This window comes from Mycobacterium sp. NGS15, assembly GCF_059813245.1.
The window spans coordinates 143,462-167,943 of the sequence record NZ_JCALEF010000002.1 but is presented as its reverse complement, the minus strand read 5'-3'; the positions used below and the strand labels follow the sequence as shown (position 1 = coordinate 167,943).

Here is a 24,482-nt window from a genome sequence, read left to right as displayed (position 1 = left end):
ATAAGTATCAGGTAGGACCGACATCCCCGATACTCTTTGATACTTATGTCAAGGTATCGGCTGGTATCCGAATTGGAGGTCTCAATCCGGCCAACCGAGCGCGCTGCATTGAGGTACCCGAAGCTTCGTCACATACCATCGCCCTCGTGCCTTCGCCGCTTCCAAAGTCCGCGATAGCAGGTACAGCCCAGCGGGCACGTCTGATTTCATTGGCTGCGGCCACCATCGGTGTGCTGTTGTGCGTGCTTGTTCCCCTGCTGCCGGTCCGCCAGTCCACCGTCGATATCAACTGGCCCCAGGGAGTCACACCCGACGGAAACATCGCCAGCATCACGGCACCGTTGGTGTCGGGCGCACCGCTGTCCTTCGAAGCGCACATCCCGTGCACTGCCATAGCGAGCTTGCCCGCCAGTGGCGGCGTGGTGTTGTCCACCAGTCCCGACGGCGGCTTCGAGGCAAGCCGGCACGCCTTGTTCGTCCGCGCCACCTCCGATCTGGTGGTGGTCGCCTTCCGCGACAACGTCGCGACGGTCGCCCCGCGCAAGGCGGTGGAAGCCGGCGGATGCACCTCACTGGATATCTGGGCCAACGCCGGCGGCATCGGCGCCAACTTCGCCGGACTCCCCAATGCCAACGGGACCCTGGCCATCGAGAACAAGCCTCAGGTGACTGGCCTGTTCACCGACCTGAAGGTTCCTCCAGCGGCGGACGGGCCGACAGCCCATGTGGTGGTCGATACCCGGTTCATCACCAGCCCAACAACATTGAAGCTGGCGGCGATGATGCTCGGCCTTGCCGCGGTCGCGGTCGCCATCGGCGCACTGGCCGTGCTGGAGCGCGGCGGACGTAAGCGCGCTCGGCCCTCATTCCGCCTACCGGCTCGCGCGGCACTGCTGACCAATGGTGTCGCCGATATCGGAGTTGTTGGCACCCTTCTTCTTTGGCATGTGATCGGCGCTATCACCTCAGACGACGGTAATGTCCTGGTCGAGGCACGGGTAGCCCACCAGGCCGGATACGTCACCGAGTACTACCGCTACTTCGGTGCCACTGCCTCCCCATTCGATTGGTACGCAACCCTTTTGAGCTGGCTCACCCAGGTGAGCACGGTCGGCGTCTGGATGCGGGTGCCGGCGACCCTGGCGGGCATCGGCACCTGGTACATCCTGCGCAGGAGGATGCTGCCCCGACTGGGTGAACAACTCGCGGCAAGCCGGACCGCGGTGTGGACCGCGGCACTGGTATTCCTTGCCGCCTGGCTGCCGTTCAACAACGGCCTGCGGCCCGAGCCGATCATCGTGTTCGGCACCGTGATCACCTGGATCCTGGTGGAACGCTCCATCGCGACCCGCCGGCTGTCCCCCGCCGCGCTGGCGATCGTCGCCGCGCTTCTCGCCGCCACCGTCGCCCCCCAGGGGCTCATCGCGCTGGGTCCACTGCTCGCGGGTGGCCGAGCCATCGCCCGCGTCGTCGCCGTACGGCGCCTGCGGTACGGACGATTCACTCCCGTTGCGGTACTGGCAGCATCAGTCGCGGGTGTACTGGCCTTCACCTTCCGGGACCAGACCCTGGCCACTGTCGCGGAGTCCGCCCGCATCAAGTACGTGGTCGGCCCGACGATCGCTTGGTACCAGGAGTTCTTGCGCTATTACTTCCTGACCGTCGAGTCCAACGTCGACGGCTCGCTCACGCGCCGCATCGCGGTGTTCATCCTGCTGCTCTGTCTCTTCGGCACACTTGCAGTGCTACTGCGCCGGGGGGTGCTGCCTGGGCTGGCCAGCGGGCCCGTGTGGCGGCTCCTCGGCAGCACCGCGATCGGGCTGCTTTTGCTCACCTTCACCCCCACCAAGTGGGCCATCCAGTTCGGCATCTTCGCCGGGTTGGCCGGTGCGCTCGGCGCGGTGGCCGCATTCACGTTCGCACGAGTCGGGCTGCATTCACGACGCAACCTGGCTCTGTACGTGACCGCGCTGCTCTTCATCCTGGCGTGGGCGACGTCGGGCATCAACGGATGGTTCTATGTCGGCAACTACGGCGTCCCGTGGTTCGATAAGCAACCGGTCATCGCGGGACATCCGGTCACCACCATGTTCCTGGTGCTCTCGATCATCACCGCACTGATGGCCGGTTGGCTGCACTTCCGCCTGGACTACGCCGGGCACACCGAGGTCGAGAACACCCGCCGCAACCGCCTTCTGGCGTCTACCCCGCTGATGATCGTCGCCGCGATCATGGTGATCCTCGAAGTCTCCTCTCTGGCCAAGGGCGTCTACGCGCGCAGTGACACCTACACCACCGGCAAGGCCAACCTGTTGGCGCTGACCGGCAATGACCCGTGCGCCATGGCGCGCGATGTGCTGGTCGAGCCCGACGCCAATGACGGCCTGCTACAACCGGTTCCGGGACAGCAGGCCGGAAAGTACGGGCCGCTGGGGGGCATGGACCCCGTGGGGTTCATCCCCGACGGCGTGGGGATCGGCATGACCTCACTGCCCGTCATCGGCAAGCCGGGCCTGGTGAACTCCGATGCCTCGCCCAACGCGCCGATCATGGAGGTCAGTGATGCGGCTGGGACCACCGGCGGTGCCGGTGCCACCGGAATCAACGGCTCCAGCGCACTACTGCCGTTCGGGTTGGACCCGGCCCGCACGCCGGTAATGGGTAGCTACGGTGAGAATTCCATTGCTGCACACCTCAAGTCCTCGTGGTACGAGCTTCCGCCGCCCAGCCCGGATCGGCCATTGGTGGTGATGTCGGCAGCGGGTGCAATCTGGTCATTCCAGCAGGACGGCACCTTCAACCCCGAAATCAACTACGGCCAACCGCTCAAGCTGGAGTGGGGTGTCCGAGACCAGCAGAGCCCCGGTGGCGTCAAGGCTCTTCGTCAGGACTTTCCCATTGATATCGGGCCGCAGACGGTATGGCGCAACCTACGGTTCCCGATGAAGACCGCACCGGCAGGAGCCAATGTGGTTCGGGTCATCGCCGACGACCCGAACCTGTCCAGTGACCAGTGGCTGGCGTTCACTCCACCCCGGGTCCCCACCCTCAAGACCGCACAGGATCTGTTGGGCTCCGACACACCGGTGCTGCTGGATATGGCGGTGGCGCAGAACTTCCCGTGCCAGCGGCCGTTCAGTGAACGTCTTGGCGTGGCCGAGCTGCCCAAGTTCCGGGTGATGCCCGAGCACAAGCAGGTCGCGACGTCGTCGAACATGTGGATGTCGGCCGAGGACGGTGGGCCGTTCATGTTCACCACCGCGCTGCTGCGGACCTCCTCGGTTCCCACCTATCTGCGTAACGACTGGTTCCGCGACTGGGGCTCGATCGAGAAGTACGAGCCCATCGTCGCTCCGAATCTGGCGCCCGACGCACAACTCACCGAAGGCACCGTCGTCGTGAACGGCTGGGCCCGCAAAGGACCGATTCGAGCCCTGCCATGACACAGAACTCCGTGACAGACGCCTCCGCCGAGGCCCGCAAGCTCAACATCGCACGTTGGACGGCAACCGTTTTCGGCCTGCTCGGCTTCGTGTTGAGCGTTTCCATCCCACTACTTCCGGTCAAGGTGTCCACCGCGACTCTCGACTGGCCGCAGCAGGGTCAGTTGAACAACGTCACCGCTCCACTGATCACCCAGACACCCACGGACATGACGGTGACCGTGCCGTGTGCCGTGATCAACTCGGCGCCGGCGGACGGCGTTGTCATCTTGGGCACCGCTCCTCCCGAAGGCAAAGAGGCTGCGCTACAGAGCCTGTTCGTCCGGGCGTCCAAGGAACGCGTCGATATCACCGACCGCAACGTGGTCATCGCCAGCGTTCCGCGCAGCAAGGTGGCCTCGAGTGACTGCCGACAGATCGTCATCACGTCCTCGGACAAGGGCACCTTCGCCACATTCGAGGGTCTTCGCGGTGAGGGAGCCGAAAAGTCCGCTGATCTGGTCAGCGGATTCCCCGATCCCAACCTGCGGCCGCAGATCGTTGGGGTCTTCACTCAGCTCAGCGGTCCGGCACCGGCAGGACTGAGCCTGACAGCCCATATCGACACCCGGTTCTCCTCGAGTCCCACTCTTCTCAAACTGGCGGCCATGGTGGGCGCGGTGATCTCCACCATCGTCGCGCTGCTGGCGCTGTGGCGGATCGACCGGACCGACGGCCATCGAATGCGTCGGATCATCCCCACCCGTTGGCGCCGCTTCGATTTCACCGATGTCGTGATCATGGGCGCCCTGGTGGTCTGGTACGTGATCGGCGCTGGATCCTCGGACGACGGCTACCAGATGGGCATGGCACGTACCGCCGAGCACGCCGGATACATGGCCAACTACTTCCGCTGGTTCGGCAGCCCCGAGGACCCCTTCGGCTGGTACTACAACCTGTTGGCCATCATGACCAAGGTCAGCGACATCAGCCTGTGGATCCGGCTGCCCGACCTGGTCGCCTCGCTGGTCTGCTGGCTGCTGATAAGCCGGGAAGTGTTGCCCCGCTTGGGGCCCGCCGTCGCGCGCAGTAAGCCCGCAGCCTGGGCGGCCGGCTTTGTGCTGCTGGCCTCGTGGTTCCCGTTCAACAACGGCCTGCGCCCCGAAGGGCAGATCGCCGTCGGGTCACTGATCACCTGGGTGCTCATCGAGCGCGCCATCACCTCACGCCGGCTGACCCCCGCCGCGCTGGCCACCGTCACCGCGGCCTTCACCCTCGGCATCCAGCCGACGGGCCTGATCGCCGTCGCCGCGCTGCTCGCCGGAGGCCGGCCCATTCTGCGGATCATCGTGACCAAGCATCGCCAAGTGGGCACCTGGCCGCTGGTGGCGCCGATGCTGGCCGCCGGAACGGTCATCCTGCCGGTGGTGTTCTCCGATCAGACCCTGGCAACGGTCTTCGAGGCCACCAGAATTCGCACGGCTATCGGCCCGTCACAGGCGTGGTACACCGACAACCTGCGCTACTACTACATGTTCCTGCCGACGGTCGATGGCTCGGTATCGCGACGCTTCGGATTCCTGCTGATCGCCGCGTGCCTGTTCATCTCGATGTTTATCCTGTTGCGCCGCAAAAGGGTTCCCGGTGTCGCCCGCGGGCCGGCCTGGCGCGTGCTAGGTGTCGTCTTCGGCACCATCTTCTTCCTGATGTTCGCGCCGACCAAGTGGGTGCACCACTTCGGACTCTTCGCCGCCCTGGGTGCTGCCGTGGCGGCCCTGGCCACGGTGCTGGTATCGCCACACGTGCTGCGCTGGAGCCGTAACCGGATGGCCGTCGTGGCGACGGTGCTCTTCGTGCTGGCCCTGAGCTGGGCCAGTGCCGCCGGATGGTGGTACGTCTCGAGTTTCGGCGTTCCCTTCAACAGCAGCATGCCCAAGATCGCCGGAATCAGCGTCAGCACAATATTCTTCGCGCTGTTCGCACTTGCCGTGGCCTATGCCGCATGGCTGCACTTCTCGCCGAGACACGACGACAACCGCATCACGAGGTCCATCACCTCCGCCCCGGTAGCCTGGGCCGCGGGGTTCATGGTGCTGACATCCATCTGCCAGCTGACGATCGGCGTCGTTCGTCAGTATCCGTCGTACTCCAACGGCTGGGCCAATATCCGCGAACTCGCAGGCGGGTGCGGGCTAGCCGATGACGTTCTCGTCGAATCCGACGCGAATGCCGGATTCCTATCTGCCGGGGAAGGTCCGGCGGCACCCACCGGCCCGCTGGGCCCGCTCGGGGGCACCGATCCCTCCGGCTTCAGCCCCGATGGGGTACCGGACAAGATCGTGGCGGAGTCCATCCGTATGAGCGACTCGCGGCCGGGAACCGACTACGACTGGGACTCCAAGGACCGCACCCAGGCTCCGGGTGTCAACGGCTCCAGGGTGCGCCTTCCCTACGGGTTGGATCCGGCACGGGTACCGATCGTGGGCTCCTACCGCGTTGGGCCGCAACAGCAGGCAAAGGTGACGTCCGACTGGTACCGGCTACCGGCGCGCGATACCGCCCATCCGCTGGTGGTGGTCACCGCCGCCGGGACCATTGCGGCCAAGAATGTCAAGGGCGAAATGTCCGGTCAGACACTGCAATTGGAGTACGGTACGGCTGGTCCGGACGGCGCATTCACACCGGCCGGACGCCTGACGCCCTACGATCTGGGGCCTGCGCCCTCGTGGCGCAATCTGCGCTTCGATCGCTCGGATATCCCCGATTCCGCGACCGCGGTACGCATCGTGGCGGTTGACGGATCGCTTACCCCGGGCGATTGGCTGGCCTTCGCCCCGCCGCGGGTGCCGGAGCTGAAGTCGTTGCAGGAGTATGTGGGTAGCAAGAGGCCGGTACTCCTGGACTGGACTGTGGGACTCGTCTTCCCTTGCCAGCAGCCGATGCTGCACCAATACGGGATCACCGAGGTACCCGAGTTCCGCATCACACCGGATTACGACCAGAAGCGCAAGGACACCGACACCTGGCAGGATGGCGAGAACGGCGGCCTACTCGGCATCACCGATCTACTCCTGCGAGCGCATGTGATGCCGACCTACCTCTCGAGGGACTGGGGCAGGGACTGGGGTTCACTGCGCAAGTTCGACACCATTGTCGACGCCCAGCCGGCGCAGATCGAGTACGGCTCCGCGGTGCACAGCGGACTGTGGAAGCCGAACAAGATCCGGATCAAGCCGTAGGGCCGCGTATCAAGCCCTAGCTAATGGTGGCCACGGCGGCGATTACCGTGGCTCCCACCGCCGAACAGCCCACCCATGATGCCGCGGTAGTCCTGCGGTGGGGGTGGATACGACTGCGCCGCAGGCGCCTGGTCGATATGCGCCGACGGGCCGAAGCGGGCGGCGCCGTCCACGAACTGCTGCAGGCTGTCCTGCTCCACCAGCACGGCTGCACATCCTGTGCATTGGAACGTGCGCACACCAAACCACTTCGTCGACAGCATCTGCGACTCACACTTGGGACACGTCAAGGGCTGAACGTTTGTCATGACAAATGCTAGCATGCATATGTTTGCATGAGTCAGACGAGAAGGAGCAGGCATGGCTACGGACGCACACCAGCACGAATCCGGACATTCGCACGGCCACGGCGTGAGTGCGGACGCCGATCGCAAATGGCTGACCATCGCGCTGGTCCTGATCGGCGGCTTCATGGCCATCGAAGTGGTCATCGGCTTTATCGCCCAGTCCCTGGCCCTGATCTCCGATGCCGGGCACATGCTCACGGACGCGGCCTCGATCGTGCTGGCGCTCATCGCCATTCGGCTCGCCTCGCGCCCCGCTCGCGGCAGCTACACCTATGGGCTCAAGCGTGCCGAAATCCTGTCGGCACAGGCCAATGGCGTCACCCTGTTTCTGCTTGCCGCCTTCTTTATCTATGAAGGCATCCGCCGACTGATCACTCCTCCGGAAGTGTCGGGCCTGCTCGTGTTCGTCACCGCCCTCGCGGGAATCGTCGTCAACGTGGCCGCCACCTGGTGCATCAGCAAGGCCAACCGATCCAGCCTGAATGTCGAGGGTGCCTTCCAGCACATCCTCAACGACCTATACGCCTTCATCGCCACCGCAGTCGCCGGTGCCGTGGTGTGGCTCACCGGCTTCACCCGAGCCGATGCCATCGCCGCACTCGTCGTGGCCGCGTTGATGCTCAAGGCCGGTTGGGGCCTAGTGCGCGAATCAGGTCGCATCTTCCTGGAAGCGGCGCCGGCCAACCTGGATCCCAATGCCGTCGGGGCCCAGCTGGCCTCGGTGCCAGCCGTCGCCGAAGTGCACGACCTACACATCTGGCAGATCACCTCCGGTCAGCCCGCACTGTCGGCGCACATTTTGGTGGCACCCGACGCGGACTGTCACGGAATACGGCGTGAGATCGAGGGGTTACTCCATACGCAGTACGACATCGACCACACCACGTTGCAGGTCGACCACGAGGACACTGAGGCGAGTAGTCATTGCCTCGACCCCCACGGAGAGTCGTACCGTGCCGAGGAAAGCACCTGGCCAGGCAAGGGTTAGGCATCTACTATCGGTTGTAGTAGCCAACGGAGGTCGCGATGACGGAACTCACCACACGCGCCGACAGGTTCCTGCGGGCGGCCACCATCGCCTTCGTCGTCGGCTGGGGACTGGACGTCATCGACCACCTACGGCGCGGCGTGACCGCAGCGCCGCCGACTGCGACCTACCTCTCCGCCCTCTCCGCCACGCACGCGGTTCTCATCGCGATTGCAGTGACGATGATCCTGCGCCACCGCAAGCATGCGCCCGAGGCCACCGTGATCGTCGGTACCGCCAGCGTCCTCGGGCTCGGCTACGTACACCTGATGCCGACGTATTGGCCGGCGGTGCAGGACAGCTTCATCTCCGGCCCCCGCGCCAACGTCACCTGGTTCTCCTGGGTGACAGTCCTGATCTCGATAGGTGCCGCCATGGTGTGGGCCCACGCGGGCAGCCGCGCGCTCGTCCTGCGCGACTGAACTCTTCCGACAGGAAGGCCCCCGACACGCAATGCGTGCGGGGGCCTTCCTGTGCTGAATCGTTAGAGGGGCATCAGGCCGTGTTTACGCTGAACGCGGCTAATCTGCTTATCCTTCAACAACTTCAGCGACTTACGCAACAACAATCGGGTCTGATGCGGCTCGATCACACCGTCGATGTAGCCACGTTCGGCGGCGATCCACGGCGTGGCCAAGTTGGCGTTGTAGCCCTCGATGAAGTCCGCTCGAATCTTCTGCACTTCGGGCGCGGTCGGGTCGGGGAATCGCTTGACCAGCAGCTGCGCCGCACCCTCGGCACCGATCACGGCAATACGTGCGGTCGGCCATGCGTAGTTCAGGTCGGCGGAGAGTTGCTTGGAGCCCATAACCGCATACCCGCCGCCATATGCCTTGCGAATGATGACGGTCATCTTGGGAACGTCGGCATGGACCATGGCATTGAAGAAACGCCCGCCACGCTTGATGATGCCGCCCTTCTCTTCCTCCACCCCCGGCATGGCACCCGGGGTATCGACGACGAACACCAAGGGAAGGTTGAAAGAGTCGCAGAACATGATGAAACCGGCGGCCTTGTCGGAGGCCTCGTTGCCCACCGCGCCAGACATGTGCATCGGCTGGTTGGCGATCACCCCCACCGGATGACCGTCAATACGGGCGAACGCGGTGATCATGGACGGGCTGCGCTGATCGGCGATCTCGAACACGTCACCGTCATCGAAGATCCGCAGCAGGATCTCCATCATGTCGTAACCCTGGTTATCGCTGTCCGGGACGAGCGTGTCGAGGTACAGATCGTCCTCGGTGATCTCGGGCTCCAGGCCCGGGTTGACGATCGGCGGATAGTCAAATGTGTTGGAAGGCAAGAAACTCAGATAATCGCGCACGTACCGGTACGCGGCCGCCTCGTCCTCGACCACCTTGTGGATGTTGCCGCGCTGAGCCTGTACGTCCGCGCCGCCAAGTTCGTCGAACGTGACATCCTCGCCGGTGACGTCCTTGATGACGTCGGGTCCGGTGATGAACATGTAGCCCTGATCGCGCACCGCGACCACGAGATCGGTCTGAATCGGTGAGTACACCGCTCCACCCGCACATTTTCCGAAGATCAAGGAGATCTCCGGGACCATGCCGCGCAGCGCTTCGTGACGACGGCCCAGCTCGGCGTACCAGGCCAGTGACGTGGCGGTGTCTTGAATACGTGCACCCGCCGAGTCGTTGATGCCAATCACCGGGCAGCCGTTGGTGGCCGCCCATTCCATGAGCTTGGCGACCTTGCGGCCGAACATCTCGCCGACGCTCCCCTGGTACACCGTCTGGTCGTGTGAGAACACCGCCACCGGACGACCATCGATGCGGCCCAGGCCGGTCACCACGCCGTCGGTGTACGGCGCATTGGGGTCACCCGGCGTCCGCCCGAATGCACCGAGTTCCATAAAGCTGCCCTTGTCGAGCAGGGAGTTGATGCGGGCGCGCGCACTCGGGATGCCCTTGGCATCACGCTTGGCGATGGCCTTAGCGTCACCCGGCTCCTGCGTGCGGGCAATCCGCTCACGCAGGTCGGCGACCTTCTCGGCGGTTGTGTGTGGTGGCACGGTTCTAACCTTTCTCAGCCTGCTGGCCCGCATTGGCGTTGATGGCGCGTAATGCCTGACTCATATGAGCACCGACCTTAGCGATGAACGGTTCGTCGATGATCTGGATGTGCTCCCCACCGACCGGAACCACCTCGAGATCGGAGACGAACTCGCTCCAGCCACCGTCGGGCTGGCGAGTCGCGTACGCGGGCTCGAAGGTGATGGCGTCGTCGTGGTACCGGTCCGCCATGTACAGAGTCATATGCCCGTCGAACGGCACCGGGCTCGAGGTGTCAATGGCCCGCTGATCGAGGTAGGACGTGCGCTGATGCTCGATGATCCCGCCCGGAATCTGGACGCCGCTGGCCTTGACGGCCTCCAGCACGAACCGCACCTGGCCCTCGTCGTCGAGCTCCTCCAGCTGCTCATACGGGATGGCCGGGATCTGCACGTTGAACGTCTTCTCCGCGAACTTGGCGTACCGGTCCCAGCGCTTGCGGTTCTCTTCCGTGGTCTGCAAGATCGGCGTTCCGGGGCGCACCCCGTCAATATTGCCGACCCATGCGACCTCGGCACCGGCCTCCTTGAGACCCACCGCGCACGCGTACGCCAGCACCGCACCGAGTGACCACCCGGCGAGGATGAACGGGCCCTTGTGCAGCTCCATCAACTTGGGCACGTACTGGGCGGCCCGCTCCTCGATGGTGCCCTCGACGCGCTCGAAGCCGAACATCGGTGTGCCCTCGGGCAGACGCTTCAGCAGCGGCTCGTAGACCACCGTCGACCCGCCCGCCGGATGGAACACGAAGACGGGGATGGCAGACAACCCAGCAGACCCTTCCGGCCTTGGCGCCAGGGTCCTTACGAAGCCGTCGATCTTGCCGGCCTCCAGTCGGCTGCGGACAACCTCACCCAGTGCCTCGATGGTCGGCGCGAGCTTGACCTCCTCGGCGGCGATTTCGCCGTCGGCGCGCTGCGAAAGGCGTTCTGCGAGTTTCTCTGCCGTCGCGTCGTCGATCTTGGGCAGCGCGTTGAAGATGCTGCCCGGCGACTCACCGGTGACAATGGCCCACGTCGCGAAGGCGACGCGTTCGGCCGCATCACGCGGTGGCACATCGGCATTCAGCGCCTCGGCGATGGCCTCCTGGTTCATCGCTGCGGCAGCCTTGGCCAGCTCGGAGGTCTCCGCAGAGAGTTCCGGCTCCGCCGCAGCGGGAGCACTCTCGGCGACGGCTTCTGGCACGGCGGCCTGCGGAGCGGCTTCCAGCGCCTTTTCGAGATCGGCCTTGGACAGCACGCCGCCGCTCGGCGCGGCCTCCTTGAACTCGTCGGTCTGCTGGTAGTCGTGCAGCTCGTGCACGGCGTCGGGGTTCTCCAACGCGTAGACGACCAGCCGCTCGACATCGAGCAGATTCGCATCGCGCACGGCCTGCAACTGAATGGGGGGCAGGTCGAAATCGAACTCGACACGGTTCTTGATGCGCACGGCCATCAACGAATCCAGACCCAGCTCGATCAGCGGCACCTCGCGCGGCACGTCTTCGGGCTCGTAGCCCATGGCCAACGACACGATCGCGGCCAGACGCTCGATGACCGGCTCGCCGGACTCCTTGCTCCACTTCTTGAAGTCGGCGCCAGCGCCCGCCCCCGAGAGCAGGTTGTCGTGAATCTCGTCGGGCACCTCGTCTTCCGCAACCGCAACGGACTGTGCCGGGGCCGCCGTCACCGTCGCCGAGCCATTGGTGGCGACACCCGCGGCAGTCGCGAACGGCAGGGCGCCGCCCTGGCCCGCACGGGAAACGACCGCGTCATAGACCAGCGTGAACGACTCACCGATGCGGGCATGCACCTGCACGGTGGCCCCGCCCGGGTGGCGCGACAGCGTGGTCACCAGCGTTGAACCCTCGCCCGGGATGGCGCGCTGCTCGGACGCGGTGAGCTGAGCGTCCGGAAGAACCGTTACCGCAGCGGCTTTCACCAGCTCCGGGAGAAGGGCGGAAATGCCGCTCGCGTCGGATGTCACCGGCGCTGCGGCTCCCGGGCTCCATTCCCACACATGCTTGCCATCGGGCAGCGATACGTGCGTACCGGGGATCCGGGTTGCGCCGTCAACGCTGAAATGCGCGGGGAGCCAATGTTCCTTGCGCTTGAACTCGGTCGGAGGAATCGGCGCGTAATCCGCGGGCTTGGTTGCCCCGGCGAACAGCGTCCGCGGGTCCAGGCTGTGGCCGTACACATACAGCTGGGCCATGGTCTTGACCATGGACTCGACCTCGTCCTCCTTGCGGGCGAGAGTCGCGATCAATTGCGCGTCAGGCAGTCCCGAAGACATGGTGGTGAGCCCAACCTGCATGAGCGCCACCGGGTTCGGTGCCAGCTCCAGGAAGGTGGTGTATCCGGCGTCCACGGCGTTACGGGTGCCATGGGTGAAGTAGACCGAATGCCGCATCCCCTTCTTCCAGTAGTCGACATCGTGCACCGGCTCACCGCCTGGGCGGATGAACGTGCCCTCGTGCACCGTCGAGAAGATCCCGATCTTCGGGGTCATCGGCTCGATCCCCTGCAGTTCGGCGGCGAACTCGCCGAGCAGCGGATCCATCTGCGAGGTATGTCCGGCGCCCTTGGTCTGGAGCTTGCGGGCGAACTTGCCCTCGGCCTCGCAGCGGGCCACGATCGCGTCGACCTGTGCCGGCGGACCACCGATGACGGTCTGCGAGGGCGCGGCGTACACACACACCTCCAGATCCGGGAAGTCCGCGAACACCGTCTTGAGCTCCTCGGCCGAGTACTCGACCAGCGCCATCAGCCGGATGTAGTCACCGAACAGCATCGCCTCGCCCTCACCCATCAGGTGGGCGCGCGAGCAGATGACACGCGTGGCGTCAGCCAGCGACAGCCCCCCGGCAAAGTAGGCCGACGCGGGCTCGCCCAGCGATTGCCCAATCACCGCGGTGGGTTTGGCACCATGCGCCTTGAGCACCTCACCCAGCCCGATTTGGATCGCGAAGATGGCGATGTTGCTGGTTTCGATGCCGTATTCGTGCGAGTCGTCGAGGATCAGCTCGACGACGGAGTAGCCCCGCTCGTCCTGCACGTATGCGTCGACCTTGTCGATCCACTCCGCGAAGACCGGATCGCGCAAGTACAGGCTCTTACCCATCTTGCGGTGCTGCGCACCAAAACCGGCCATCACCCACACCGGTCCGCTGGTGACGGGACCATCCACGGAGTAGACGTACGGTTTCTGCTTGCCCTCGGCGACAGCGCGCAGGCCCTTGATGGCCTCATCGAAATCGTGGGCCAGCACCACGGCACGTGAGCGCCCATGATTGCGCCGGGACAGCGATCGTCCGATGGACTCCAGCGAGTACGACCGGCCCTCTTCGGATTCCATCCAGTCCGCCAGCGCGGCCGCGGCGGCCTTCTTGCGGGAGGACAGGAAGCCCGAGATGAACAGCGGAACAACGGGAGTCACCGGCTCTTCGGCGGAAAGCGCTGCAAGCGCCTCAGCCTTGAGACGCTTGGCCTCGTCGGTCAGTCCGGGAAGTTCGTGCGGCCCATCGGAGTACCCACCCACGAACTCGCCGTACTCGTCAAACCGAGATGCGCCGAAATCGGCGTCGTCGCCTGTATCCGACTCTGCCGCAGTGTGTTTGCCGTTGTCGTTGGAGTATTCAGAATCGTTGGCTTCGGGCTCGCTCGGCTCACTGGGTTCCACCAGATCGATCGGCAGCACCTCGCGCACCACGATGTGGGCGTTGGCGCCACCGAAACCGAAGCCGGAGACACCGGCGATGGCGTGCCCGCTGTAGCGCGGCCAATCGGAGACCTGATCCACGACTTTCAGGTGGATCGCGTCGAAATCGATGTACGGGTTGGGGCCGGTGTAGTTGATCGACGGCGGAACCTTGTTGTTCTGCAAGGCCAGCACGATCTTCGAGAGGCTCGCGGCGCCGGCTGCGGATTCCAGGTGCCCGAAGTTCGACTTCGCCGAGCCCAGCAGCGCCGGCTTATCGGCGTCGCGGCCACGGCCCACGACGCGGCCCAGGCCGTCGGCCTCGATCGGATCACCCAGGATGGTGCCGGTGCCATGCGCCTCGATGACGTCAACGGTGCGCGGATCGATACCGGCGTCCTTGTACGCCTTGCGCAGCACCTCGGCCTGAGCGTCCGGGTTGGGTGCGAGCAGACCGTTGGACCGACCATCGTGATTGACCGCGGACCCGGCGATGATCGCCATGATCGGGTCACCGTCGCGGCGCGCATCGGACAGGCGCTTGAGCACGAGCATGCCGCCGCCCTCCGAACGGCTGTAGCCGTTGGCGTCCTGCGAGAACGACTTTATGCGGCCGTCCGGGGCCAGCACGCCGCCGACCTCATCGAAACCGACCGTCACGAGCGGCGTGATGAGCGCGTTGACACCGCCCGCCAACACGACATCGGCCTCACCGGAACGCAGGGCCTTCACACCCTGATGCACCGCGACCAGCGAGGACGAACATGCGGTGTCGACGGCGACACTGGGGCCGCGGAAGTCAAAGAAGTACGAAACCCGGTTGGCGATAATCGAACTCGCGTTACCGGTGATGGCGTACGGGTGCATGACGGTGGGGTCGGCCACCGAAAGGTAGCCGTAGTCGTTGTTGGAGCTACCGATGTAGACACCGACGCTGTCACCCTTGAGGCTCGACGCGGGGATGCGCGCGTTCTCCAGCGCCTCCCAGGTGAGTTCCAGGGCCATCCGCTGCTGCGGATCGATATTGTCGGCCTCCATCTTGGAGAGCGTGAAGAACTCGGCGTCGAAACCCTTGATGTCCTTGAGGTAGCCGCCGCGAGTGGCCGCCTGCGCAACGCGTTCGGCGATTCGCGGTTCACTGGTGAACTCTTCCCAGCGCCCCTCGGGCAGGTCGGTGATGGCGTCGCGGCCCTCCAACAACGCCTCCCACAGCTGCGCCGGAGTGTTGACATCGCCAGGCAGGCGGGCGGCAAGGCCGATCACCGCAATGTCGAATTCGCCTGTAGCGGCGTTGGGATCGCGTGACCAGTCCTCGTCACCGGCGTCCGGCAACTCCGGCTCACCGTCGATGATGCGGGTGGCCAGGGACTCGATGGTGGGGTGCTGGAAGGCCACGGTGGCCGTCAGCGTGACCCCGGTGAGGTCCTCGATATCGGCCGCCATCGCCACCGCGTCGCGCGAGGACAGACCCATCTCCACCATCGGTGCCGACTCGTCGATGCGATCGGGGCTCACCCCGGTGGCCGTGGCGATCCAGTTACGCAACCACTCGCGCATCTCGGCGACCGTCAGCTCGGCACCGCTCGTGGGTGCCACTGCCCCTGGAGCCTCGGGCTCGGCCTCTGGTATCGAATCCTGTTGCGTATCAGTCATGTTCGAGCCCTCTCCGGGGTATTGCGTACGGACGACCGTATGTAACGGTTACTGCCGGTCGTCGGGGAATGCGGTCTGCTGGTAGCCGCCGCGCAGGCTGCCGTCCAGGTAGCTGGTCCGTGCGGCCCGGCGGGCGATCTTCCCGCTGGAGGTACGCGCGATCGAGCCCGCCGGGACCAGCAGCACGTCGCGCACCGTCACGCCGTGGCGCACCGCGACTGCGGCGCGCACATCGTCGCCCACGGCCTGGTTGTCCGACTTGTGGGCGCCCACGCTGCGCTCGCCGATGACGACCAGCTGCTCGGAGGAATCCTCCGGGTCGTACTTCAAGCCGGCATGCGGGTTGTCGAAGACGACCTGCGGCAACTGGTTGGCCGGCACCGAGAAGGCCGCGACATAACCCGGGCGCAGCGCCTTGTTGGCCTCCTGCGCGGTGTACTCGATATCCTGCGGGTAGTGGTTACGGCCGTCCACGATGATGAGGTCCTTCACGCGGCCGGTGATGTAGAGCTCGCCATCCACCCACACTCCGAGGTCACCGGTGTTGAGCCAGACGGCGTCGTCCGATACACCCTCGGCATGTGATTCGGCGATCCGCGACTTGAGGGTGTTCTGGAACGCCTCGCGCGTCTCCTCCGGCCGCCCCCAGTAACCAGAGCCAATGTTGTTGCCATGCAACCAGATCTCACCGATCTGGCCGTCGGGCAGCTCGGAGGCGGTCTCACCGTCCACAATGACGCCCCACTCGTCGCGGGCCATCCGTCCGCTGGACACCTGGGTCACCGAGTTTTCGGCGCCCGGCTCCACCTCGACGATGCGCCCGGCGTTCAGCTCGGTGCGGTCTACGTGCAGCACACGCGCCCTGTCCGTGTTCCAGATGGTCGAGGTGACGAACAGGGTCGCCTCGGCCATACCGTAGGACGGGTGAATTGCCTTGGGATCGAAGCCATACGGCTCGAAGGCGTCGCAGAACTTCTTGAGTGAGGCGGTGGATACCGGCTCGGATCCGTTGATGATCGAGTACACGTTCGACAGATCCAGCGGTGGCTCGCCCTCCTTGGGGACGCCGCGCGTCGCGCAATGCTCGAAGGCGAAGTTCGGCAAGGCCGAATAGGTGCCGGCGCGGTCATCACCCTTGACCCCCATTTCCCGCAGCCAGCGGATGGGCCGACGGATGAACGCCGCCGGGCTCATCACCGTCATGTGCCGACCGATCATGGACGGCACCATCACCGTAATCAGACCCATGTCGTGGAAAAACGGCAGCCAGGTGGTTCCGCGATGACTGCCGTCACCTTCTTTTGCCGACAACGCGTCGATCAGCTGCAGCAGGTTGGTGGCAAGTGAAAGGTGCGTGATCTGCACACCGGCGGGCGCGCGGGTCGAGCCGGAGGTGTACTGCAGGTAGGCGATGGTGTCCTTGGTGGCCACAGGCTCCACCCACGTCGATCCCACGTCGTTCGGGATCGCGTCAACGGCGATGACACGCGGGCGGTCCTTGGGAGGACGATTCCGGAAGAACTTGCGTACGCCCTCGGCGCACTCGGTGGTGGTCAGCACCGCGGACGGCTGGCAGTCGTCGAGCACCGCGTGCAGGCGGCCCGCATGGCCGGCTTCACTGGGATCGAACAGCGGCACCGCGATGGCACCGGCATACAGCGCCCCGTAATGCGCGACCAGATAGTCGAGGCTCTGCGGGGCCAGGATGGCGACCCGGTCACCCGGCTTGGTCACCTGCTGCAGACGAGCCGCCACAGCACGGTTGCGCGCACCGAACTCCGACCAGGTGATGTCGATATAGGCGCCATCACGCTCGGTGGAGAAGTCGAGGAACCGGTACGCCAGGCTGTCGCCCTGCGACTCTGCCCAACCTTCGACGTGACGAACAATGCTCCCGTCCTCGGGGAACTTGATATGGCCCGCCGAGTCCAGGAACGGGTTGTCGAACGCCATATGTGCTTCTCTCCTCTGACGGCGCTGGATGCGCGTTTCGCGGGCCTGAGGCATTCGCGAGCACGCGTCATCGCGAACGTCAAATCCTCGATGATGGTACCGAGAGGCATTCGCGTACTACGGCAGCTCAGGCGGCCATTCGCGACGAGATTATCGGTCGGTGTCGGCCAGCCAAAATCCCGCGACTCCACGAACGGCTTACAGTCTTAATTTTCTCTTAATCTTAGGCGAGCGTACCGCGCCCGCCAAATATCTCGGCGGCCTGTTGCGAAGATGACATCGAGGCTTGTCAGCCACCCACCCGAACACCACGGTCTTCACGCAAGCGCTCATCCGATCCCATGGTCTTCACGCAAGCGCTCATCCATGCTTCGGGTGAGGCGCCTTCTCAATGAGCCCCTCAGCCCAATTGGTGGTCCACACCGTCGCCGGCTGGCCGTCGATCTGCCAAAACTCCGGCGTGGCATACAGCGCGTGGACCGGTGCACCCGCGCCGCCGGACAGAATGTCCAGCGTCTTACCCAGGTTGGAAATGTTGAAGGCGTCCGGCGGCGCCGCGCAGATGAGGTCGCCGGTCCCACAGATTTGATTAGTGCGGTCGCTGAGCTCGCCAAATCCGCCGGGGCGTGGACCCGACATCTTCAGACCGAACGAATCCAGCACACCGAGATCACCCAGGGTGACCTCGGCGCCCTGTCCTGGCGGGTTGGGCCCTGGCGACAGCCCGACCCCATCCTGCCTGCGGCCATCTGCGATCAATGTCACGCCAAGCACCAAGTCCTGATCAACGGGCCCTTGGCCGTTTCCGATCTGGTTGGCGATGTCACCGGCGATCACCGCGCCCTGCGAGAAACCAATCAGAACGTAGCTGGTAAGCGGGCATCGGTCGTACATCTCGGTGAGCTGCTTGACCGCCCTGTCGGTGCCCTCCTTGCGGCTGTCGTTGTATGACATCTGGTTGTCATTGGCGAAGGGATTATGGAACTGGGCGGTGTAGGGCACCGTCCACGTCTCCAGCCGGGCCTTATCGAACTTCTCGGTGATCGGCCGCGAGACGTTCAACAGCAGTGAGCGCGGGAACTGCGTCGGGTTGAGCGGATCCTCGGTGACCGAGGATTCCCAGGTGCCCGGGATGATGAGCGTCTGCACATCGGGGCAGTCGGCGCTCTGGAAGGCGGGCCGTGGCTTCTGGCCGGGCCGTGTCAACGGCGGTGTCGTCGTCACCTGCCCAGAGGGAGGCGTGACGTCGTCGGGCCTGCGAACAATGACCACGACGATCGCGATCACCAGGATGACGACGACGGCCACCGCCAGCGCCGCCGCCAAACCGAGAATCCGGTGTCGTTTACTACTCGAGGTCTTGGGCATGTTTCTCCTGGCCGTTCTTGACGTGCGGTCTCGCAGCTTGCTCCACGGTACCGGGAGCCCCGGGCGAGGCTACCGAACTGATGCCACTCGCACCTGGGCAAATGATCGTCACAGCACAGAATTCGTTACGTGATTGTGGCCGTCGGTCGCTACCCGAAACGACGAAAGCGGCGACCACCGAAGTGGCCGCCGCTTTCGCGATTGTCAGTGATGCTTAGTGGCTGCCCAGGTAGGCGACCATGTCAGACTTCATGGCCTTGAGCTGGTTGCCCCAGTAGGTCCAGTTGTGCAGACCACCCGGGGGGAACTCCACGTGGGCGTTCTTGCCGCCGGCGGCGGTGTAAGCATCGACGTACTGCTTGTTGATGCCGATCGCCATGCCCTCCAGGAATCCACCGGTGAAGTTCTCGAAGCCGTTACGAGTGGCGTCGAGGTCGGTGGCGTCGCCGCTACCGCAGTAGATCCACAGGCGGGTGCCGTTGGCCACGGTCTTGTCGACGTTCAGGAACGGGTCGTTACGCACCCAGGCCGGATCGCTATCCGGGCCCCACATGTCCTGTGCACTGAAGCCACCGGCGTCGCCCATGGCCATACCGACCTGCCCCTTCATGTCTGCGGGGTGCAGGAAGCCGGACAGCGCACCGGCGTACACGAACTGCTGCGGGTGGTAGTTGGCCAGCGTGATGGCGGACGCGCCACCCATCGACAGGCCGACGACAGCGTTACCGGTCCGGGACACACCGTTGTTGGCTGCCAGGTACGCGGGCAGCTCCTGGGTCAGGAAGGTCTCCCACTTGTAGGTGAAGACGCCGTCCTTGCCCTTGGCGGGCTGGTACCAGTCGGTGTACCAGCTGGACTGGCCGCCGACCGGCATGACCACCGAGATGCCGGACTGGTAGTAGTCCTCGAACGCCGTGGTCTCGATGTCCCAGCCGTTGAAGTCATCGCGTGCACGCAGACCGTCCAGCAGGTAGAGGGCCTTGGAGCCGCCTCCCTGGAACTGGATCTTGATGTCGTGACCCATAGAGGCCGACGGCACCTGTAGGTCCACGACCGGGAGACCCGGACGCGAGAAGGCATTCGCTACCGCCGAACCACCGGCAACGCCGACAAGTCCCGGTAGAACGGCCGCAGCAGCGGCCACAGCCGCAAGTCGACGCGCAGTCGCGCCACGCATATTTGTAAAGAGCTTCATTACCTCAGTATCCCGTCTGCTTCAGTCGGCGTTACATGTCAGGCCGACAGACATCCTGTGGGGTCCCCGAGGTAGTCAACCACATCAGGACGGCTGTCAACACATCCCGTCACGGATGTTGGCCCTCCGCAACCAGACCGATGTGGTCCTGAGACACAATCCCGCGAAGACGTAAAAGAGCGGTGGCCATCGTGATGGCCACCGCTCTTTTCACTGCTTATACCTAGTGGCTCTGCAGGTAAGCGACCATGTCAGACTTCATGGCCCGCAACTGCTGACCCCAGTAGGTCCAGTTGTGGATACCGCCGGGAGGAAACTCGACGTGAGCGTTCTTGCCACCAGCTGCGGTGTAGGCCTCGACGAACTTCTTGTTCGAACCGATGGCCATACCCTCCAGGAATCCACCGGTGAAGTTCTCAAAACCGTTACGAGTGGCGTCCAGGTCGGTGGAGTCACCGGTGCCGCAGTAGAGCCACAGGCGAGTGCCGTTGTCGATGATCTTCTGGATGTTCAGGAACGGGTCGTTGCGCTGCCAGGCCGGATCGCTGTCCGGGCCCCACATGTCGGACGCGCTGAAGCCACCGGCGTCGCCCATGGCCATACCGATCTGGAACTTCATGTCCGACGGGTTCAGGAAGCCCGAGAGCGCACCCGCGTAGACGAACAGCTGCGGGTGATAGATCGACAGGGTCAGCGCGGCCGAAGCGCCCATCGAGAGACCCACGACAGCGTTACCGGTCTGCGAGATGCCTTTGTTGGCAGCCAGATACGCCGGCAGTTCCTGAGTGGTGAAGGTCTCCCACTTGTAGGTCCACACGCCGTCCTTACCCTTGGCCGGGTTGTACCAGTCCGTGTAGAAGCTGGACTGACCGCCGACGGGCATGACCATGGAGATACCGGACTGGTAGTAGTCCTCGAACGCCGTGGTCTCGATGTCCCAGCCGCTGAAATCATCGCGCGCGCGCAGGCCATCAAGCAGGTAGACGGCCTTGGTGCCGCCGGGCTGGAACTGAACCTTGATTTCGCGGCCCATCGACGCCGACGGCACCTGCAGGTACTCGACCGGAAGCCCGGGACGCGAGAACGCGCCCGCAATCGCCGAGCCGCCGGCAACGCCGACAAGACCCGGCAGCACGGCCGCAGCCGTGGCAACTACAGCCAGCCGACGCGCGGTAGCACCACGCATCTTCGAAAAGAGCTTCATTTACTTCCTTTTCCCATCTGTTTCAATCGATTTCCCACGGCAGGCCAACGGATTTGATGGACGCCCGTCGCACACTCGCGCGGTAGTCAACCACATCTTTGGGCCTGTCAGCACCATCACTATGTGCGCCTGCGGACCTTCTCAAGGTGCCCCGAGACCCTAGCCATTGAGCGTGGCAATCAGATCACCCTTGAGGGCCTGCAGTTGCTGTCCCCAATACGGCCAGGAGTGATTCCCGGACGAGGGGAAGACAAATGTGGCGTTGCTGCCGCCGGCGGCGGCATACGCCTGCTGGAATCTCTTGTTGCCGCTGACAGCCAGCGACTCCAAGCTGCTCGCGCTCAGGGCGACACCCGCATCGCCGTTTTCGTCGATCGGTGTCGAACCACCGGGAGCGCAATAGACATAGAGGCGAGTCCCGGCGGCGACCAGTGCCTGGACCTGCACAGTGGGGTCATTGCGCCGCCACGCCGGATCCCACGGCGGGCCCCACATGTTGTCGACGCTGTAGCTGCCGGCATCGAGCATCGCGACCCGGATCGCGTTGGTCATAAAGATGGTCGACGGATTGAGGAACCCCGAGAGCGAGCCAGCGAATCTGAACTGCGCGGGGTGGTAAGCAGCCAGGATCAGCGCCGCGCCACCACTCATGGATAGTCCCACCACGCCATTACCGGTGGCCGATATTTGCTTGTTGGTCGCAAGGTAAGCGGGCAGCTCTTGCGTCAGAAAGGTTTCCCATTTGTACGTGTACGGCTGTTTATTGAGCGCAGACGGCGAATACCAGTCGGTGTAGAAACTCGACTGACCGCCTACGGGCATGACCACCGAAATTCCCGACTGATAGAACCACTCGAAAGCTGCGGTATTGATATCCCAACCGTTGAAGTCGTCCTGAGCACGAAGTCCGTCGAGGAGGTAGACCGCCTTGGGTCCCCCGCCCATGAACTCGACACGGATATTGCGCCCCATTGAATTCGAGTAGACGTCCAGGTACTCGACCGGGAGTCCCTCACGCGAAAAGGCATGCGCGGTAGCCGGACTGACGGCTAAACCGGTAGCCATTGCCAATGGCATCACAACCGCCGCTAACAGGGCCGTCAGCACGCGGCGAGCTCTCACGCGCACGCTCATCTGGGGTCCATCCGTTTCATTGAGGAAGTCACAACTGTCACTCCTGTAACGCAACGTTGCGCCTGAAGTGTCTGACACGGTCGTCTTCGTATCGCGATGACGGGGCCGCGGCGTTACCTAATTGGGATCTCGATTCGGACACGGAGACCCGCAGGCATGGCCGCTTCGAGGGCTCCGAGCGGAACGCTCTCTAGGGACCGGTTGCCGGAAGGCCAGTGTACTGGGGGGTATCCAGCTTCGGCGTCGGCAGACCGCATCGGGCCAGTTCAAAGCGCGGGACGCGGTCAATGCGGTAGGTGGTGAACTCGTAGGAGTGCAGCAGGTTAGACGCGAAAAGCCGAGGTGAGAGCGGTTGACGTACGGAACTCAGCATCGCATCTGTCTGGGGACATTTAAGCGCCTCCACGGCCTCTGCCACCCAGTCCTGGTCGACGTACCGGGGGATGTACGGATAGCGCTTGAGCCAGGGCCCATCCGCAATCATCCAGTCCGGAAAGAGGTTCTTGTCATGGCCGATGCGTCCGTCGGTGATGCGCGCGGTGTGTGCCGCCAACGGGTTGGCGAGGCCGATCTGGTCCACGATCCGCACATCCAGGCCCAGGTTCATACCGAGCATGCCCAGGTTGGTGAACAGCACGGCATGCGGCCCGCGGTAACCGTGCGGAATCGGAGGTGGCGGCGGGATGGCCGGCACCACATCCCACTGGTCGTAGTTCCCCGACGGGAGCAGTAGCGCGCCGTCCGGCGTGTTGTCCATCGCCACTAGCACCGCACGCATACGCGGGTAGCTCAGATAGTCCGCAGCGGTCAGCGGATGAGCGACACCGGTTGCCTGCGCATAGAAGCGCCGTTCATCGACAATGCCGCTGTAGGTGACCTTGGTGCCGTCCCCGCCCATTCCGGGGGAGTTGGCCGCCCACACGGACCAGCCGGCAATACCGGCGAACAGGCCGACCGTGGCCGCGGTGAGCAGACGAGCCTGCTTCGGAGTGAACGCCGCACTGTCCGGAGTCGCCAGCGGAACCACCGCGATCGGGAGCAGCAGGCAGAACACCGGGGTCAACAGCACGCGCGCGTGCATAAAGTCCCCGCCCTGGCGGATCCAGTACACGCCCTGGATGAATCCACTTGCGAGCATGAAAAGCACTATGGCGGTGGGGTTTTGAACAAGACGCGCCAGCCAGCCGCAACCCGGCGCTGTCACCTGCCGCACCCACCACTGGCCGCGGCGAGCCTGGAAGGCCGCCACGCCGAGCGCGATGAGCAGGACCGTCGGCACCCAGATGAGATACGGCGAGTTCATGTTCTGCAGGTAGACAAAGCCTTGTCCCCACTTGGAGCCCGACGCGTCCTTGGCGATCGCCGTACTCGGCACCAGCAGCCCGTAGTAGCCCATCCGGAAGATCTGGTACAGCACCGGCAGTGCTCCACCGGCGGCCACGATGTACACCCGGATGGTGAACCCGCGCGCGGCAATCAGCATCATCACCAGGAAGCCGCCGCCGATGAGCGCGAGCTCCGGACGGATCAGGACGCTCAGCCCGGCCAGAAAGGCCAGTCCCAGCGTGAACCGCTTGCTCAGAACATCTTTCTGGTCTTTGTGGGCGGCCTGCACGATTCGCGGATCCACCGGCTGATGCGGGCCACCGCGCCGATCGAGGGTCACCGTCGTGCGCACGGCCTGCGCCCAGATCACCATCATGAGCCATAGCCCACCCAAATACGCCAGTACTAAACCGTTTTCAAGACCAGACGTAGCGAAGTCGCGGGCCGGAGGGATGGCGATGTACACCAACATTCCGGCGGGCACCATGACGGCGGCACGGCCGGCAAGCAGCGGCGCGTACAGCCGGGCGGTGCCGAAGATGGCCAGCGCGACGCCTGCCAGGCTCAGCACCAGCGACAGGGTCAACGCCACATATTCCAGGCGCAGGCCTCCGCCGGCCCAACCACCCAGATACGTCAGATAGGTCCATACCGTGGAGGTGTTGGCCTCCACCCGTTCTCCCTTATTGAAAACAGGACCGTTGCCCGCCAACAGGTTTCGCACGGTACGCAGCACTATAAGGCCGTCATCCGCTATCCAGCGCCGCTGCCAGGCACCCCAACCGAACAGCACGGTCACGGTGAGGACACTGACCCACACTGTGAAGCGGGTCAGTCCATTGCTAGGGCCCAGCGCCCGGG

General features: G+C 64.4%; 13 protein-coding genes. 4 read left to right on the top strand and 9 right to left on the bottom strand.

Annotated elements, in window-relative coordinates:
• The first annotated feature begins 146 nt into the window (after window positions 1-146).
• Together AC5Y5C_RS05025 and AC5Y5C_RS05020 are read left to right on the top strand one after the other, a co-directional pair.
• A complete protein-coding gene (locus tag AC5Y5C_RS05025) occupies window positions 147-3,443 on the top strand; it encodes an arabinosyltransferase domain-containing protein (protein ID WP_499969630.1) in 3,297 nt (1,098 codons plus the stop codon).
• Window positions 3,440-6,661: an arabinosyltransferase domain-containing protein gene (locus tag AC5Y5C_RS05020; RefSeq protein ID WP_499969627.1), complete on the top strand. Its 3,222-nt coding sequence runs from the start codon at window positions 3,440-3,442 to the stop codon at window positions 6,659-6,661. The genes AC5Y5C_RS05025 and AC5Y5C_RS05020 overlap by 4 nt, the downstream gene beginning before the upstream one ends.
• 20 nt (window positions 6,662-6,681) lie before the next feature.
• Here AC5Y5C_RS05020 and AC5Y5C_RS05015 read toward each other — a convergent pair whose 3' ends face one another.
• Window positions 6,682-6,924 carry a hypothetical protein gene (locus AC5Y5C_RS05015; RefSeq protein ID WP_499969625.1) on the bottom strand — a complete coding sequence of 81 codons (243 nt, stop codon included), beginning with the start codon at window positions 6,922-6,924 and terminating at the stop codon, window positions 6,682-6,684.
• Window positions 6,925-7,021: 97 nt separating this feature from the next.
• Here AC5Y5C_RS05015 and AC5Y5C_RS05010 point away from each other — a divergent pair, with 97 nt between their 5' ends.
• Window positions 7,022-7,996 carry a cation diffusion facilitator family transporter gene (locus AC5Y5C_RS05010; RefSeq protein ID WP_499969624.1) on the top strand — a complete coding sequence of 325 codons (975 nt, stop codon included), beginning with the start codon at window positions 7,022-7,024 and terminating at the stop codon, window positions 7,994-7,996.
• A 38-nt stretch (window positions 7,997-8,034) separates the two neighbouring features.
• Entirely contained in the window at window positions 8,035-8,457 is a 423-nt protein-coding gene (locus AC5Y5C_RS05005) for a hypothetical protein (RefSeq protein WP_499969622.1), read from the top strand.
• A 62-nt stretch (window positions 8,458-8,519) separates the two neighbouring features.
• On the opposite strand, the gene AC5Y5C_RS05000 is transcribed toward AC5Y5C_RS05005, so the two are convergent.
• From AC5Y5C_RS05000 to aftB, 8 genes are all read right to left on the bottom strand, one after another.
• Window positions 8,520-10,103, bottom strand: coding sequence for an acyl-CoA carboxylase subunit beta (locus AC5Y5C_RS05000; RefSeq protein ID WP_499969621.1), 1,584 nt, complete (start codon window positions 10,101-10,103; stop codon window positions 8,520-8,522).
• On the bottom strand, window positions 10,075-15,441 hold the full coding sequence (gene pks13, locus AC5Y5C_RS04995) for a polyketide synthase Pks13 (protein WP_499969620.1): 5,367 nt from the start codon (window positions 15,439-15,441) through the stop codon (window positions 10,075-10,077). Before pks13 ends, AC5Y5C_RS05000 begins: the two co-directional genes overlap by 29 nt.
• Window positions 15,442-15,489: 48 nt before the next feature.
• Window positions 15,490-17,394, bottom strand: a complete 1,905-nt coding sequence (gene fadD32, locus AC5Y5C_RS04990; RefSeq protein WP_499969618.1) for a long-chain-fatty-acid--AMP ligase FadD32 — start codon at window positions 17,392-17,394, stop codon at window positions 15,490-15,492.
• A 360-nt stretch (window positions 17,395-17,754) separates the two neighbouring features.
• Window positions 17,755-18,762 (bottom strand): carboxylesterase Culp6, encoded by a 1,008-nt coding sequence (gene culp6, locus AC5Y5C_RS04985; protein ID WP_499969616.1) that lies wholly within the window; start codon window positions 18,760-18,762, stop codon window positions 17,755-17,757.
• 214 nt (window positions 18,763-18,976) lie between these two features.
• Entirely contained in the window at window positions 18,977-19,957 is a 981-nt protein-coding gene (locus AC5Y5C_RS04980) for an alpha/beta hydrolase (RefSeq protein WP_499969614.1), read from the bottom strand.
• Between the two features lie 223 nt (window positions 19,958-20,180).
• Window positions 20,181-21,161, bottom strand: coding sequence for an esterase family protein (locus AC5Y5C_RS04975; RefSeq protein WP_499969612.1), 981 nt, complete (start codon window positions 21,159-21,161; stop codon window positions 20,181-20,183).
• A 159-nt stretch (window positions 21,162-21,320) separates the two neighbouring features.
• On the bottom strand, window positions 21,321-22,295 hold the full coding sequence (locus AC5Y5C_RS04970; protein WP_499969610.1) for an alpha/beta hydrolase: 975 nt from the start codon (window positions 22,293-22,295) through the stop codon (window positions 21,321-21,323).
• A gap of 190 nt (window positions 22,296-22,485) precedes the next feature.
• Complete coding sequence (gene aftB, locus AC5Y5C_RS04965; RefSeq protein ID WP_499970590.1) at window positions 22,486-24,474, bottom strand: terminal beta-(1->2)-arabinofuranosyltransferase; 1,989 nt, start codon at window positions 24,472-24,474, stop codon at window positions 22,486-22,488.
• Window positions 24,475-24,482 lie beyond the last annotated feature (8 nt).